The organism is Streptomyces sp. NPDC047525 (assembly GCF_040643025.1).
GTDB classification, from domain to species: Bacteria; Actinomycetota; Actinomycetes; order Streptomycetales; family Streptomycetaceae; genus Streptomyces; species Streptomyces durmitorensis.
In genome coordinates this window covers 905,767-920,982 of the sequence record NZ_JBEYTL010000001.1, presented here as the reverse complement: position 1 = coordinate 920,982, position 15,216 = coordinate 905,767, and the positions used below count along the sequence as shown (strand labels likewise).

Below are 15,216 nucleotides of genomic sequence, written 5' to 3'. Positions count from 1 at the left end.
CTGTCTGTGGGTCTTCCCTACTGCTCCTGCGCCTGAGCCTTGGCCTGCTCCTCGGCGACGGACTTGCGTACCTCGTCCATGTCCAGCTTCCTGGCCTGCCCGATGACGTCCTCCAGGGCGGCCTCCGGCAGCGCGCCGGGCTGTGCGAACACGGCCACCTGATCACGGACGATCATGAGCGTCGGGATCGACTGGATGCCGAAGGCCTGAGCGAGCTCAGGCTGCGCCTCCGTGTCCACCTTGCCGAAGACCATGTCGGGATTGGCTTCGGCGGCCTTGTCGTAGACAGGCGCGAACGACTTGCACGGACCGCACCACTCCGCCCAGAAGTCGATCAGGACAAATTCGTTGTCCGTGACCGTCTGGTCGAAGTTTTCCTTGGTGAGCTCCACAGTCGTGCTGCTCATGGTGTTTCCCTCTTCCTGCTGTCGGTCGAAGCCGTTGTGCACAACGGCTCGGGCGGCGGACGTATTCCACGCGCTCACCCGTGCTCGCTTTCGCGCGCGTACCCATGTGGCCACGTCGCACACCTGCGACCACACTGGCTTGCATGACGGATTCGAAGACGTACGACGTAGTGGTCCTGGGTGCCGGTCCCGTGGGGGAGAACGTCGCGGACCGGGCCCGTGCGGGTGGCCTGAGCGTGGCGATCGTGGAGAGCGAACTCGTCGGGGGCGAATGCTCGTACTGGGCGTGCATGCCGAGCAAGGCGCTGCTGCGCCCGGTCATCGCCCGCGCGGACGCCCGCAAGGTGCCCGGACTGCGCCAGTCGGTGCAGGGGCCACTGGACGCGGCGGCGGTTCTCGCACACCGGGACGACTACACCTCGCACTGGAAGGACGACGGCCAGGTCGGCTGGCTGGACTCGATCGGCGTGGAACTCCACCGCGGGCACGGCCGCATCGCCGGGACCCGTCAGGTGACCGTCACGGCCTCCGACGGATCCGAGGCGACCCTCACCGCACGCCACGCGGTGGCGGTGTGCACCGGCACCCGCGCCGCGCTGCCCGACCTGCCGGGCATCGCCGACGTGAAGCCGTGGACGAGCCGCGAGGCCACCAGCGCCGATCATGTGCCCGGCCGCCTGGCGGTGGTCGGCGGCGGCGTCGTCGCCGTGGAGATGGCCACCGCCTGGCAGGCGCTCGGCTCGCAGGTCACGCTGCTCGTGCGCGGTGAAGGGCTGCTGCCCCGCATGGAGCCGTTCGCCGGGGAGCTGGTCGCCAAGGCGCTGACGGAGGCGGGCGCGGAGGTCCGCACCGGCGTCTCCGTCACGGCCGTGCGGAGGGAGAACGGCACGGTCACGGCGACCCTGGACGGCGGCGACACCCTCGAAGCCGACGAGATCCTCTTCGCCACGGGCCGCGCCCCGCGCACCGACGACCTGGGCATGGAGACGATCGGCATGGACCCCGGCTCCTGGCTGCCGGTCGACGAGAGCCTGCGGGTGCAGGGCAGCAGCTGGCTCTACGCGGTGGGCGACGCCAACCACCGCGCGCTCCTCACCCACCAGGGCAAGTACCAGGCCCGCATCGCGGGCGCCGCGATCACCGCCCGCGCCCAGGGCGTCCCGCTCCTGGAGACCGACGCCTGGGGCGCGCACTCCGCCACCGCCGACCACGCCGCCGTACCCCAGGTGGTCTTCACCGACCCCGAGGCGGCATCGGCGGGCCTCACCCTCGCGGAGGCGGAAGCCGCGGGCCGCCGCGTGCGGGCCGTGGACTACGACATGGCGGGCGTGGCGGGGGCGGGCCTCTACGCGGACGGCTACGAAGGCCGGGCGCGCATGATCGTCGACCTCGACCGCGAGGTCCTGCTCGGCGTGACCTTCGTGGGCCCCGGCGTGGGCGAGCTGATCCACTCGGCGACGGTGGCGATCGCGGGGGAGGTGCCGATCGACCGGCTGTGGCACGCGGTTCCGGCCTATCCGACGGTCAGCGAGGTGTGGCTGCGGCTGCTGGAGACCTATCGCGGGTAGGCGCGGCGGCGCTCGCGCCGCCCGCTGCCCGCAGCCTGATCCGCGGCCCGTCACCCACTGGGGTGACGGGCCCCGGTGCGTGCGGGCGTCCGCCGACCGCGGCATGTCGCGGCGCGTACGGGACGAGGTGCGCGCCGCCGTCTCCACTCCCCCCGGATGTCACCGAGAGCCGCGCCGAGTCCTGCGAGAAGGGCACCATCCGCTCAGTCGCGCACGACCCTCTCAGTCGCCCGAGCCCCGCCACGCCGAATCCCGCAGCAGCCGCAGCCCGTTGAGCCCCACGATCACGGTGGAGCCCTCGTGGCCGAGCACGCCCAGGGGGAGCGGCAGGCTGCCGACGAGGTCCCAGGTGACCAGGACGGCGATGAACGCCCCGGCGATCACCAGGTTCTGCACCACGAGCCCGCGGGCGCGCCGGGACAGGGCGATCACCCTCGGCACGGTGGCGAGTTCGTCCCGCACGATGACGGCGTCGGCGGTCTCCAGGGCGAGGTCGGAACCGGCCCGGCCCATCGCGATGCCGGTGTGGGCCGCGGCGAGGGCGGGCGCGTCGTTGACGCCGTCTCCGACGACCAGGACCTTGCGTCCCGCACCCTCCGCCTCGCGCACCGCCGCGACCTTGTCCTGCGGCAGCAGCCCGGCCCGTACGTCACCGATGCCGACCTCCGCCGCGAGCCGGGCGGCGGCCTGCGCGTTGTCGCCGGTGAGCAGCATCGGAGCCGTGCCGGTCAGGGACTCCAGGGCGGATACGGTCGCCGCGGCGTCCGGGCGGAGGCGGTCGGCGATGCCGAGGACGCCGACGGGGGCTCCGTCGCGCAGCACCAGCACGGCGGTCTGGCCGCTCTCACCCAACTCCCGTGCGTACGTGGCCGCTTCGACGCTCGCCGTGTCCTGGGCGTCGGCACCCGGCTGGGTGCCGAGCAGCCGCGCAGGGGCCCCGACCTCGACGGTGGCGCCATCGACCGTGGCACGTACCCCGACACCCGGCGCCGACGCGAAGTCCGCCGCCGCCGGAAGGCCGAGGCCGCGAGCGCGCGCCGCGCTCACGACGGCGCGGGCCAAGGGGTGTTCGCTGCGGTGCTCGGCGGCTGCGGCGAGGGCGAGGAGGGCGTCATCGGTCAGGTCGCCGCCGGGGAGCGTGTGGACAGCGGTCACCCGGGGAGTGCCCTCGGTCAGGGTGCCCGTCTTGTCGAGGGCGACCGCGTCGACCTGCCCCAGACGCTCCATCACGACGGCGGACTTGACCAGGACGCCGTGCCGTCCCGCGTTCGCGATCGCCGAGAGCAGCGGCGGCATCGTGGCGAGGACCACCGCGCACGGCGAGGCCACGATCATGAACGTCATCGCCCGCAGCAAGGCCCCGGTCAGGTTGTCGCCGAGCGCCAGCGGCACCGCGAACACGGCGAGCGTGGCGACGACCATGCCGAGCGAGTACCGCTGCTCGACCTTCTCGATGAACAGCTGCGTGGGCGCCTTGGTCTCCGATGCCTCCTCGACCATCGCCACGATCCGCGCGATCACCGAGTCCGCCGCGTCACGCCCGACCCGCACCCGCAGGGCGCCCGCCCCGTTCAGTGTCCCCGCGAACACCTCGTCCCCGGCCTCCTTGGCGACCGGAAGCGGCTCCCCGGTGATCGTCGCCTGATCGACATCACTGGCGCCGTCGAGCACCTCGCCGTCCGCACCGACCCGCTCACCAGGGCGTACGAGGATGACGTCGCCGACCCTCAACTCGGCCGTGTCGACCGGCTCTTCGCCGCCCCCGCCGGTCAGCCGGGTGGCCGTGGTGGGCGCGAGGTCGAGCAGGCTGCGCACCGAGTCGGCGGTGCGGGCGGTGGCAAGGGCCTCGAGGGCGCCGGACGTGGCGAAGATGACGATGAGCAGCGCCCCGTCCATCACCTGCCCGATCGAGGCGGCGCCAAGAGCCGCGACGATCATCAGCAGGTCCACGTCCAGAGTCTTCTCGCGCAGCGCACGCAGCCCGGCGAGCGCGGGCTCCCAGCCCCCCGCGACGTACGCGACGGCGTACAGCGCACCCCACGTCCACGCGGCGGCCCCCGCCAGCTGGAGCGGCAGCGCGATCAGGAACGCGGCCGTGGCAGCCGCCGCCCAGCGGGCCTCCGCGAGGGCGAGGACACGGGTGCGGCGGCGCGGAGCCGCCGCGCGATCGTCGGAGACCCCCTGGCCGGAGCGGGGGAGGAGGGCAGTGGGCATGGCGAAGGAACCCTTCACGGGCTGGGGAACGGCAACGTCCACACCGTACAGGAATGAATGAACAGCTTTTCATGTGTCATCGATAGGATGACGCCCATGGGCCACGGAGTCGACGACAAGAGCACCGCCACCACGCGTGAACGCCTGGACAGCGTGGGGGCCGCCGACGTCGCCGCCACTCTCCAGGCCCTGGCGACGCCCTCAAGACTGCTGATCCTCGCCCGTCTGCAGGAGGGCCCCTGCGCGGCGGGCGACCTGGCCGAGGCGGTCGGCATGGAGCAGTCGGCCTGCTCCCACCAGCTGCGCCTGCTGCGCAACCTCGGCCTGATCACCGGCGAACGGCACGGCCGTTCCGTGATCTACGCCCTCTACGACCACCACGTCGCCGAACTCCTCGACCAGGCGCTCTTCCACGTCGAGCACCTGCGCCTCGGTCTGCGGGACACGCCGGCGGGCGGCTAGCCTGATCTTCGAGAGTGACCTCTTGATTCCGCACGGTTGAGGGAGTTCCGGACAGGTGAGGGAGCGCGGCGTGTGGCCCGTGGTGGCGGTCGTGGCCGTCGGCGGCGCGATCGGCGCGTCGGCCCGCTACGGCGCGTCCCTGATCTGGCCCACCGCGCCCGGCACCTTCCCCGCGACGACGCTCCTGGTGAACGTCGTCGGCTGCGCGCTGATGGGCGTCCTGATGGTGCTCATCACCGAGGTGCGGAGCACCGTCAGGGAGCCGCACCGCCTGCTGCGGCCCTTCCTCGGCACCGGTGTGCTGGGCGGCTTCACCACCTTCTCCACCTACGCGGTGGACATCGAGCGCCTGGCGGAGGGCGGACACGCGCGCACGGGCCTCGCCTATCTCGTACTGACGGTGCTCGCGGCCCTCGCGGCGGTGTGGAGCGCGTCGTGGGCGACGCGGCGCGCCGTGGCGTGGAGGCGGTCATGAGCCAGTGGAGGCGGCCATGAGTCAACTGGCCAACTGGCTCTGCGTGGTGGCGGGCGCGATGATCGGCGCCCCGCTGCGGTTCCTCACCGACCGCGCCGTGCAGGCCAGGCACGACACGGTCTTCCCGTGGGGGACGTTCGCGGTCAACGTGGCGGGCAGCCTGATCCTCGGCGTGCTCACCGGCGCGACCGTCGCGGGCGCCGCCTCCTCCCACACCCAACTGTTCCTCGGCACCGGCCTATGCGGCGCTCTGACGACGTACTCGACCTTCTCGTACGAGACGCTGCGGCTGACCGAGGGCGGTGCCCGCTTCTATGCGGCGGTGAATGTCGTGGCCAGTGTGGTGGCGGCGCTGGGCGCGGTCTTCGTGGGCGTCGCGCTGGCGGAGACGCTGTGGGCGTGACGGGCCGCGGCGGCCGGGTTCTCGTCCATCGCGGGATCGACGAGAACCCGGACCCCGGGCCCGGGACCCCAGACCCGGACCCCGGGATCAGGCCTCCGGGAAGTCCCCGGAGAGGGCCGCGGCCATCCGCAGGTGCGGTGCCGCGTCCGTGTCCCGGCCCTGCCGCTCCAGGGTGCGGCCGAGGAGCAGCCGGGCGTACTGCTCGACGGGGTCGATCTCGATGACCGTACGCAACTCCGTCTCCGCGCGCCGCAGTTGCGCCGAGTGGTAGTAGGCGCGGGCGAGCAGCAGACGCGGGGCGACCTGCTCCGGCACCTCGTCGGCCAGGGTGCCGAGGATGCGCGCCGCCGTGGCGTACTCCTTGGCGTCGAAGAACTGCCGCGCGCGCTCCCAGCGCTCCGCCGCGGTTCCGTGGTCGTAGTACGTCATGTCCACTGTTGCCTCCTTCGAGCCCTCCAACGAACGCAAGTGATTGAATATTCCACTAAGTCATTCGCGGCAATTCCACTGGGACGGCGGTTCCTCCGGAATGACCGGAGCGCGTGCCTGACGTCCGGTGCCCCGCGGGTCTAGGTTGTGCGGCATGAGCAATCTTGATCGCGAGGCGGTCCCGGCCCTGTGCGGCGGGCGCGGGTTCGTCGTCGCCGAACCGGTCCGGGAACTCCTCAGCCCCCGCAAGGTCAAGCTAGGCGAGTCCACGGAGGTCCGCCGTCTGCTGCCCAACCTGGGGCGCCGCATGGTCGGCGCCTGGTGTTTCGTGGATCACTACGGCCCCGACGACATCGCTGACGAGCCCGGCATGCAGGTCGGCCCCCACCCGCACATGGGCCTGCAGACGGTCAGCTGGCTGCACGACGGTGAGGTCCTGCACCGCGACTCCACGGGCAGCCTCCAGACGATCCGCCCCCGCGAGCTCGGCCTGATGACCTCGGGCCGGGCGATCTCGCACTCCGAGGAGAGCCCCAGGTCGCACGCCCGCCTCCTGCACGGCGCCCAGCTGTGGGTGGCGCTGCCCGACGTCCACCGCAACACCGACCCGCGCTTCGAGCACCACGCGGAGCTGCCCCTGGTCACCGCCCCCGGTCTGACGGCGACCCTCATCCTCGGCACGGTCGACGGCACCACGTCACCCGGCACCACCTACACCCCGATCGTCGGCGCGGACCTCACCCTCACCCGCGACGCGGACGTACGCCTCCCGCTGAACCCCGACTTCGAGTACGCAGTCCTGTGCATGTCCGGCGAGACGCGGGTGGACGGCGTCCCCGTCCTGCCCGGCTCGATGCTGTACCTGGGCTGCGGCCGCACCGAACTGCCGCTGCACGCGCAGTCGGACGCGAGCCTGATGCTGCTGGGCGGCGAGCCGTTCGACGAGGAACTGATCATGTGGTGGAACTTCATCGGGCGGTCCAACGAGGATATCGCACAGGCCCGTTCGGACTGGATGACCGGGGCCCGGTTCGGTGAGGTGAAGGGGTATGACGGAGATCCGCTGCCCGCCCCGGAGATGCCGACGGGACCGCTGAAACCGCGGGGTCGTGTGCGCTGAGCTGGGCGAATGTCTGCCCGGCTCGAGATCCGAAGGGATCTTGGCGCAGGGCGGCGACTAGGGGGCCACGATGTTGTGCAGGGCCTGGAGCCGGGTGCTGCAGAGGGGATTCTCGGTCCAGGGTTTGATCTTCTGTGGCAGAGCTTGGCAGACCGAATGCTGACCCAATGCTGACCTTTCTGACGGATCGTCAGTCCCGTTGGCTTGCAGGTAGGACGCACCTAGTTGCCCCTGCCGGTAATGAACCGCCGACCTGAATGCTGACCCCTGGTGGAGGCGAGATCATTTAAGCGCGCGGAGAGCTGGTGGTGCGCTGCGCCACTGGCCAGCTCTTTGTGGGGGTACGACAACCTCAGCGGTTCCAGGCGCTAATCGGCGTGCTGCATGAAGTTGAGGGCTGCCCCGCTTTCATTGCAGTCTTCGTCTCACGCGAGGCGTGGCGGAGTATCTGGTCGTCGGACTTGCGGTCATCTCTGTTCCGCGTTCTGGCGTGCGTGCCCGCTTTGTGTGGCACGGGGGACATGGGTGGCGACCTGGAACGTTCGGACGGTAACGCATTGCTTGCTCGCTGCGCGGGACAGTCCGACGGAGTGAACTTCGGGGCGCCAGCAGTACCGCCGCCTGAACCGGGAGCGATCGTCCGGCCGTTGGGCTACCCCGTCGCTTCGCGTTCCCTCTCCTCGGGTCGACGCAAGGATGCAGGGCTGTTGCGGGCAACGGTTGCAGGAGGGGGAAACCCGGCGTGTGATTGTCCGCTCCCGTAAGCGCTACGCGGCTCGGGGGTCCTTCCCCTTGGTGAGGGCCAGCCAGTGGCACGGACAAGCCTGCCGGCATTCACGCGGGGCGCGTTGGAATGCGCTGAAGGAACTTCTGCGGCGCCTGGTGGCATGCTGAGATTGGAGCGGTCGCCCTCGGGAAGCATGACGTCTAGCACTGCTCCTGCACCGCGGACTGGCTCCTGACGGTTTTGACCAAGGTGTCCTAACGATCCTGTGTCGACTCGGGCCGAGGCAGTGGGCTCGGACGCTGGTCCGGGCGAGGTTGTCTAGAGCTCTGCTATGCGGGCGTTCTCTGCACAGTGTCATCTGCGACCGCTTTCCGGGCCAGCGGCGAGGCTTGTGCGTGGGCCGACGGGGGTGAATGAACGATCGAATCGTCAGACTTTCACCAAGCCGCGGCCCACACTGCTAATGCAGGTGAGGTGGTGCTCGGGGTCGACTCGCATCGTGACGTCCACGTGGCGGCAGTGGTGTCGATGCTGGGGCAAGCCCTGGCTACTGAGCGCTTTCCTACCACGGCAAGTGGCTATCGGGACCTTGTCGAGTGGGCCTGTGGATGGGGTGTGGTCCACCGGGCGGGGGTGGAGAGTTCCGGAAACTACGGGGCGGCGCTGTCTCGGCATCTGCTGTCTGCAGGCATAGAGGTTGTGGAGGCTCCTGGCCCGGGTCGCTCGGCCCGGCGCCGACGCAGCAAGTCGGATGAGGGCGACGCAGTCGCTGCTGCCCGCTCCGTGCTCAGTGGCCGCGCGCAGTTCCCGGTCAACACAGGCAAAGGGCCTATCGAGATCGCACGCATGTATGTGATGGCCAAGGACTCTGCCGCACGTGCCAAACGGCAAGCAATGAACCAGCTGCGAGCCATTCTGGTTACCGCAGACCCAGTCCTGCGCGAGGAGTTGCGGAGTCTGAAGCGCCGAGCGCTCATCCTGGCCTGCCTGCAGTTACGCGAAGGCGACGAGGAGACGGACCCGCTGGTACGGGCAACCCGATTCACGTTGCGCGTGTTGGCTGAGCGCATCGAGCAACTGAGGGTGCAGGCTCTACTGCTGGAACAGCGCCTGGAAGGCGTGATCGTAACGCACTATCCTCGCCTACTCGAGGCGCTCGGAGTCGGCCCCCATAGCGCGGCAGTGCTGCTGATGGTCCTGGGAGACAACAGCGCGCGCATGCGAGGTGAGGCGTCCTTCGCGGCCTTGTGCGGGGCAAGCCCCGTCGAATACTCATCGGGCAGCCGGCAGCACCGCCGGCTCAACCGCGGCGGCCACCGGCAGGCGAACGCTGCGCTTCATCGCATCGTGCTGTCACGGTTGCGCTGGGACTCACGGACTCAGACGTATTACGAGCGACGCGTGACCGAGGGGAAGACCCGGCGGGAGATCATCCGCTGCTTGAAGCGCTACGTTGCCCGCGAGATCTACCGGCTGATCAGCGCCAGCCGCAAGGAATTGAACGGAACTGCCTCGCGGGGTGCACTCCTTGCGGAGCACCCAGCGCTGACCAGGTGATCTTCTGGTGGGTGCCCCTATCTGTTTGGTCAAGGTGATGCGGGCTGCTGGTGGGTGAGGATGGGCGCATGACGACCTGGTTCCGTACCTACTACGAGGACGAAGATCTGTGGCTGTACTTCGAGGCCGATGACGAGGGCTGGGCGGCGCGTCACGTTGAGGTTCGGGGAAAGGAATCAGGGCCGGTGATGGCTGCCTCTTTGGAAGAGGTGCTGCACTTGCGTGATCATGCCGATCGCGCGGCCATGGGCAGCTATGAACGGCACTACGGCGTCCTGGCCGAGGCCGTACTGGATGGCTGGCAGGACCCGCCGCGCACAGCATCAGACCGACGCAGACCGGAACACCCCCACGCCAGTGGGGAAGAGGACCGCCGACCACGGGGGCGCCCCTTCGGACGCGGAACACCCCCACGCCAGTGGGGAAGACATGGTGGCGCACGAGATCGGCCGTGGCTGCGGCGGAACACCCCCACGCCGGTGGGGGAGGCCGGACCTGCGCGTAGCGACGCGCCCTGAAGGCCGGAAAACCCCCACGCTGGTGGGGAGGATGAGCACCGGCCGCCGTCACCGGGCATGCAGTGCGGAACACCCCCACGCTGGTGGGGAGGACCACCTCGCCTCGCCCGACCCGCTGCCACGGCTGTACGGAACACCCCCACCCTGGTGGGGAGGACGCGACTCAGGCAGGCGAGCGCGACGCGGTGCTCGGAACACCCCCACGCTGGTGGGGAGGTCTTCGGTGCCGAGTTCGAGTCCCATCACGCCTCCGGAACACCCCCACGCCGGTGGGGAAGACTTGAAGTGAAGAACTTTTCCCCGGGCTACCAGCGGAACACCCCCACGCCGGTGGGAAGGACGGCCGGTCTCGGGGAGACGGCCGGTGTCCTGCGGAACACCTCCGCCTGGCGATCGCAGTGGGGCAACGGGTCTGGTTCTGGTCACCGCGCTCTGCTCGTTTGCCCGGGCGTACCCCGCGGGCATCGCCGTCATGTATAAGGGGGTGACGGGCCCCTGGGGTCCGTCACCGTTGGCTCAGATGAGCCAGCTGACGAGTTCGTTGATCAGGGCGTGGATTACCGCGCTGATCACTACGCGTGTGCCCTCGAGGCGGACCTCGCGGCGTACGGCGAACTTGTGCAGGAACCGGGACACTGTATCTCCAAAGCGCAGACAGGGCCGAGGTTGCGCCACAACCCTCGGGAGGGTCGTGCGTTCGTCTCGGTACTGCGTCGGCTGGAGAGCCAATGGGGTTCCGCGCACCTCCCAGGGAGACGTGCAGCGGTAAGTATCCTACGGGCGAGACGAGTTGGAGTATCAGCGGTTGAGGGAAATACCCTCCGCCGGTCTTCGAAGGGGTGCAGCAGAAAGAGGGGGGGAGGGATCGGGCCGTTTCTGCCGCGCCCTATGAGGCACACGTGCACTGGATTGGCGACAAGGAGCACCATGTCCCTGGATTCCCGCCTGTGGGGCAAGGCTGCCCGGTTGGGTAAGAACGCCCGCGGTACAGACAACGCGCACCCCTTGATCTGTCACCTGCTGGATACGGCGGCCGTTGCTGAGGTCGTCTGGGACGTGCTGCTGACCGGGCATCAGCGGAGCATGGTGGCAGGGGCGCTGCAGGTTCCGGAGGAGCAGGCGCGGGTGCTCGTGGCGTTCTGGGCGGGGCTGCATGACATCGGGAAGATCAGTGTGCCGTTCCAACTGCACCGGGACGGCCCGAAGTACGAGGGCGGGACGCTGCTGGCGCAGGGGCTGAGCGGTGAGCCGGGGTACGGATGTGGTGCCGGCGAGGCGCAGGACGGGCAGTCGCACGAAGCGGCAGCGCACTGGTGGCTGGTGGGGGCCTTTGGGGAGATCGGCTATCCGTCGTCGAGGCGGCGTCCGCAGTCCCAGCTCAGTCATGCGGTGGCCCAGCTGCTCGGTGGGCACGGTGGCCGGTATCACCCGGTGGTCCATGACAAGGACTCGAGGTGCCCTGTCGCCCGTCATCCCGGTCTGGGCGCGGGAAGTTGGGAGGAGCAGCGGCGGGTTCACTTCGAGGAGGTGCGCAGAGTCACCGGGGCGAAGCTGGTCTCGCAAGGGCGGATGACGCCGGGGGCGGCTGTGGTCCTGACGGGGGTGGTGGCCTTGTCGGACTGGCTGGCCAGTATCGAAGAGGAGATCCGGACCCGGCTCAGGGAAGAGGGATGGGCTGGAACTCCACAAGACCTGGACTCTTACTGGCAGATTGCCCGCGCAGCGGCTCCGCGTCTGGTGCAGCAGACGGACCTGCTCGGAACGGGGTTCGCCCGGCCGCCGCACCCGGCTCGGTGCGGGGGCGAGACGGGCCTTGGGGCAGGTATCGCACGTCAGTTGCCTGATCTGGTGAGCGAGCACGGGCCGGGCTTGGTGGTGGTGACGGCGCCGCCGTCGAAGGACCGTACAGAAGCGGCGCTTCGTGCAGCGGCGGTTCTTGGGCATGTGGCGAACGCGCGGGGCCTCTTCTATGCATTGCCGACCGGTGCAGCGGCCGACAGTCACATGGCGCAGGTGCATGCTTTCGCACAACAGGCCCTGACCGGCCCTTGGCGGTCGCTCCTGCTCCACAGCTCCTCCCGGTTGAAGCCGGCGGAAGCCGCGGAGCAGTGGGCGCATGCCAGTGCGGCTGACGGAGTCAGCGCGGAGCCTGGTGAGGAGTGGGCCCCGGCCGCGAACAGCTGGCTCAACTCTCATCACCGTGCGCTCCTGGCCCCGCTGGGCACGGGCACGGTGGACGAACTCCTGCAGGCTGTCATGCCGGTGAAGTTCAACGTGATGAGGCTGTTTGCCCTTTCCGGCAAGGTCGTCGTAGTGGATGAAGCCCATGCCCGCGGCGCCTGGGGGCACAAGCTGATGCTCCGGTTCCTGGAGTGGACCGCTGCGCTGCGGATTCCAGTGGTCTTGGCCGCGATGGCCGCGGACAAGTCGGTGGACGCGATGCTGGCGGCCTACCGCCGGGGCGCAGGAGGGGGCAAAGAGCCGGTGATGCAGCCTCGTCGGCCGCCGGGGTGGTCGTTCGTGGATGCTCAGTCCGGAGGCGGGCACCTGCCCCGACAGCTGGCCGCGGCCGTTCGTGCCGGCACGCTGAGCATCAAGGTCGTCGACGGTGCGCCCTACGACTGGATCCGGGCGGCTGTCGCGCCGATGGCCGCGACCGGCAACGGAAGGGCCGTCGTCTACCGATCGACGCCGGCGGAGGCCATCCGCACGTTTTGTCAGCTCACCCGGGACCTGCCCGGCCTTGATGCGATCGTGGTCCACGAACAGATGCGCAACAAGGACCGGTGGCAGCGTCTCGCGGCCTGCCAGAGCGCCTTTTCTCCCGACGGCGGAGCCTGCGGGCCCTCGGTGCTGGTGACGACATCGATGCTGGAACACGTCCGGGGCCTGCATTTCGACCTCGTCATATCCGGGCCGGCACCGCTCGCGGACCTGCTGGCCCGTGCGGCGCAGAGCACGGGGGACCGGTCGCGGCTGGTGGTGCTCCGAGCGGACAAGAAGTCCGAACTGGACGACGCCGCGCTGGTGCGGCGCACTGACATGCTCCTGGGGGCCGGCAGGACGGTTTCTTTGCCCGAAGAACTGCCCCTGCTGCTGGACGAGGTGTACGCCGACGAGCTCGTCGGCAGGCTGGGGGAGTCTGTGGCGCGTGAGCTCCGCCGGCTCGACAACCGGCGCACGGTCCGCGAACGCAGAGCCAGCGGTACTGCGGGTTGGCTGGATGTACCCGGACCGCGGGAGCTCGACGGCGACCTCGGCCTGCTGAGCCGCGACCACCCCGGTATGGAGCCTGAGCTGCTCTCCTCCGTACTCGGCGAGGAGATGGTGCACGTGGTGTGCCTGTACCCCGGGCGCAACAAGCAGGGACAGACGGTGCATCTCCTGGAGGACGGCGTCCTTGAGGAGAAGCTCGAGCTGGATTCCAAGAGCAGGAGACCGAAGCCGGGCCAGCTCGTCCCCTACCTGATACCGGTACCGAAGCGCCTCGTGGAGTCCGTGCAGGGTGATGCCAACAACGCCTGGCGGAATATGCCAGCGCTCAAGACCGTCCTCCGCCTGAACCTGAGACGGGAAGACGGTAAGTGGGTGCACACCAGCGCGAAGCACCGATTCCACATGAGTGAACTCGGCCTGACCATTGATCAGTTGCCGTAACACCCCACACCGCCCCCACGTCTCCTTTTAAACTTCGGTGGATGTCCGACCACGGGGGGAGGGGCGTGACCACGCCTGCGTCCAATCTGATCGACCAGCCATGGATTCCGGTCGAGTGGGCGGACGGGTACTCGGGCCCCCCGGAAGTGGGCCTCAGGGGCCTGTTTCTGCACGCCCGTGAGATTCGTACGCTCCTTGTCGCGGAAGCTCCGGCTCACTCGGCGCTGCTGCGCCTGCTGTACGCGCTCACCGCCCGGATCACCGCTCTGGACGAGGCCGGGCCCGGAAGCTGGGGCGATCGGCGGGAGGAAATCCTCGAGCAGGGCCTTTGCGAGCAGAGCATCGAACTCCCCGACGGCCGCAAGGCCGGCATCGAAGGCTACTTCGACCAGTGGAGCCACCGCTTCGACTTGTTCGATCGCGATCGTCCCTGGCTCCAGGACCCCCGCCTGCCTGACCAGTGCGACAGCAGCACTGCCGGGGTCCACAAGCTGGTCATGAGCCGGGCAGCGGGCAACAATCTTTCCTGGTTCGGGCACTGGAGCCATGACCATCCCGTACTCCCCAACCTTTCGCAGGCGGCACTGTCGCTGCTGACCTGGCATTACTGGGGAGCCCCCGGCGCCCTCTCGAGGCGTGCGGTCGGCCAGGTGAGCCACCACTATGCCAAGGCGTCACCCCTGCGGGCTGCGCTGTCGTACCACCCTCAGTGCGACAACCTTCTCCTGACGCTGCTGGCCGGCCTGACCCCGCCCGATGGCGACGTCAGCCGGCAGACCGACCTGTGCCCCTGGGAGGTCGAGGGCCTCCCGGACCCGTTGGGGCCGATGCCCCAGCCGCAGGGCCCCTGCTCACGGCTCACCGCCTGTTCCCAGCATGCGCTCTATCTCGTCCCCGCCCAGGACGGTAAGCACACGGCCGACGCGTACATCACCTGGGCTCACGATGCCGAGCGGATCCGGCCACAAGACGACTACCTGATCTGGGATATCGGCAAGGACGGGGAGACCTTCCCCCGGCTCGCAGCCTCCTCCCGGTCCCTGTGGCGGGACATCGACGCCCTGCTGCTCAAGCAGCTGGACGACTCGAGCCCCATCCAGCCGAAGGTCATGGACCATGCCTTCGACGTCAGCGAGTACCTGCGGATACGCGCGCTGGGCTTCGAACAGGACGCCAGTCAGGCGGCCAACCACCAATACGTCGACTCCGCGACCCCGGTGCTCCTTTCCAAAGTGGAACAGGACGTGGTGAGTGCCGAGCGGCCCGTACGCCAGCTCCGCGAACTCGGCGAGCTCTTCGGGCACCGGCTGGAGCAGGCCACGAAGGAAGCCTGGCTGAAGTACACGGATGACAAGAAGAACGATCCGGGGGCCTGGCTGGACGCGGTCGCGGCAAAGTACTGGCCGTCGGCGGAGGACGAGTTCTGGTCGCGGTTTCGGCAGTTGACACGCTCCGACGGCGCCGTGGACTCCGGCTTCGACTTCGAGGCCGCATGCCGGGCTTTCGGGTGGCACGCGCTGGAGGCGTACGAGGCGGTGACCGGCTCCGTGACACGCACCTCGCGGGGCGCGAAGGCCGTCACCAGGGCGAAGGCGATCATCCTCGCCGCCCTGAAAGACCCGCACAAGGCGATGGAGCAATCGAAGACGAAGAGGGCGGCCAAGCAGTCGTGAGCGTCG

11 protein-coding genes and 1 CRISPR repeat array are annotated in these 15,216 nt (G+C 69.4%); of the genes, 8 read left to right on the top strand and 3 right to left on the bottom strand.

Going from position 1 to position 15,216, the window contains the following annotated elements:
• Nucleotides 1–17: 17 nt before the first annotated feature.
• Nucleotides 18–407, bottom strand: a complete 390-nt coding sequence (gene trxA, locus ABZ833_RS04330; RefSeq protein WP_249586068.1) for a thioredoxin — start codon at nt 405–407, stop codon at nt 18–20.
• A gap of 143 nt (nt 408–550) precedes the next feature.
• Between trxA and ABZ833_RS04325 the strand changes: the two genes are divergently transcribed.
• Nucleotides 551–1,975, top strand: coding sequence for an NAD(P)/FAD-dependent oxidoreductase (locus ABZ833_RS04325; protein WP_361040771.1), 1,425 nt, complete (start codon nt 551–553; stop codon nt 1,973–1,975).
• A 222-nt stretch (nt 1,976–2,197) separates the two neighbouring features.
• Here the strand turns inward: ABZ833_RS04325 and ABZ833_RS04320 are convergent, their stop codons facing one another.
• The gene (locus ABZ833_RS04320) at nt 2,198–4,189 is read right to left on the bottom strand and encodes a heavy metal translocating P-type ATPase (protein ID WP_361040769.1); all 1,992 of its coding nucleotides are present in this window, start codon (nt 4,187–4,189) and stop codon (nt 2,198–2,200) included.
• Between the two features lie 96 nt (nt 4,190–4,285).
• Here ABZ833_RS04320 and ABZ833_RS04315 point away from each other — a divergent pair, with 96 nt between their 5' ends.
• Genes ABZ833_RS04315 through crcB (ABZ833_RS04305) form a run of 3 tightly spaced genes read left to right on the top strand, consistent with a single transcriptional unit; the run spans nt 4,286 to nt 5,529 of the window.
• Entirely contained in the window at nt 4,286–4,651 is a 366-nt protein-coding gene (locus ABZ833_RS04315) for a metalloregulator ArsR/SmtB family transcription factor (RefSeq protein ID WP_249586064.1), read from the top strand.
• A gap of 55 nt (nt 4,652–4,706) precedes the next feature.
• Nucleotides 4,707–5,126: a fluoride efflux transporter CrcB gene (crcB, locus tag ABZ833_RS04310; RefSeq protein ID WP_361040765.1), complete on the top strand. Its 420-nt coding sequence runs from the start codon at nt 4,707–4,709 to the stop codon at nt 5,124–5,126.
• A 16-nt stretch (nt 5,127–5,142) separates the two neighbouring features.
• Nucleotides 5,143–5,529: a fluoride efflux transporter CrcB gene (gene crcB, locus ABZ833_RS04305; RefSeq protein WP_361040762.1), complete on the top strand. Its 387-nt coding sequence runs from the start codon at nt 5,143–5,145 to the stop codon at nt 5,527–5,529.
• 87 nt (nt 5,530–5,616) lie between these two features.
• Here crcB (ABZ833_RS04305) and ABZ833_RS04300 read toward each other — a convergent pair whose 3' ends face one another.
• Nucleotides 5,617–5,964 (bottom strand): tetratricopeptide repeat protein, encoded by a 348-nt coding sequence (locus ABZ833_RS04300; RefSeq protein WP_361040759.1) that lies wholly within the window; start codon nt 5,962–5,964, stop codon nt 5,617–5,619.
• A 148-nt stretch (nt 5,965–6,112) separates the two neighbouring features.
• On the opposite strand from ABZ833_RS04300, the gene ABZ833_RS04295 reads away from it, so the two are divergent.
• The 4 genes from ABZ833_RS04295 to casA all read left to right on the top strand — a co-directional run bounded on the left by ABZ833_RS04295 (nt 6,113) and on the right by casA (nt 15,210).
• Complete coding sequence (locus ABZ833_RS04295; protein WP_361040756.1) at nt 6,113–7,078, top strand: pirin family protein; 966 nt, start codon at nt 6,113–6,115, stop codon at nt 7,076–7,078.
• Between the two features lie 1,204 nt (nt 7,079–8,282).
• Complete coding sequence (locus ABZ833_RS04290; protein WP_361040753.1) at nt 8,283–9,362, top strand: IS110 family transposase; 1,080 nt, start codon at nt 8,283–8,285, stop codon at nt 9,360–9,362.
• 339 nt (nt 9,363–9,701) lie between these two features.
• Nucleotides 9,702–10,221: a CRISPR direct-repeat array (repeat unit 16 nt; unit sequence CGGAACACCCCCACGC).
• Nucleotides 10,222–10,807: 586 nt separating this feature from the next.
• Complete coding sequence (locus ABZ833_RS04285; protein WP_361040750.1) at nt 10,808–13,537, top strand: CRISPR-associated endonuclease Cas3''; 2,730 nt, start codon at nt 10,808–10,810, stop codon at nt 13,535–13,537.
• A gap of 41 nt (nt 13,538–13,578) precedes the next feature.
• Complete coding sequence (gene casA / locus ABZ833_RS04280; protein WP_361040747.1) at nt 13,579–15,210, top strand: type I-E CRISPR-associated protein Cse1/CasA; 1,632 nt, start codon at nt 13,579–13,581, stop codon at nt 15,208–15,210.
• The last annotated feature ends 6 nt before the right edge of the window (nt 15,211–15,216 follow it).